Origin of the sequence: Halomonas sp. MCCC 1A11062 (genome assembly GCF_021404355.1) — a bacterium.
In the GTDB taxonomy this organism is placed as follows: domain Bacteria; phylum Pseudomonadota; class Gammaproteobacteria; order Pseudomonadales; family Halomonadaceae; genus Halomonas; species Halomonas aerodenitrificans.
This window is the reverse complement of the sequence record NZ_JABFTW010000096.1, coordinates 1-243: the sequence shown is the minus strand read 5'-3', so window position 1 is coordinate 243 and position 243 is coordinate 1. Positions and strand designations below refer to the sequence as shown.

Below are 243 nucleotides of genomic sequence, written 5' to 3'. Positions count from 1 at the left end.
ATCGCAGTGAAGATGCTGTGTACCCGCGGCTAGACGGAAAGACCCCGTGAACCTTTACTATAGCTTCACACTGGACGCTGATGTTGCTTGTGTAGGATAGCTGGGAGGCTAGGAACCCCGGGCGCCAGTTCGGGCGGAGCCAACCTTGAAATACCAGCCTGGCATCATTGGCGTTCTAACTCAGGTCCGTGATCCGGATCGAGGACAGTGTGTGGTGGGTAGTTTGACTGGGGCGGTCTCCTC

At 56.8% G+C, this 243-nt stretch carries 1 rRNA gene; it reads left to right on the top strand.

Features of this window, described 5'->3' with window-relative positions:
* Nucleotide 1: 1 nt before the first annotated feature.
* A 23S ribosomal RNA gene (locus tag HOP58_RS22955) occupies nucleotides 2-243 on the top strand; the annotation flags it as partial.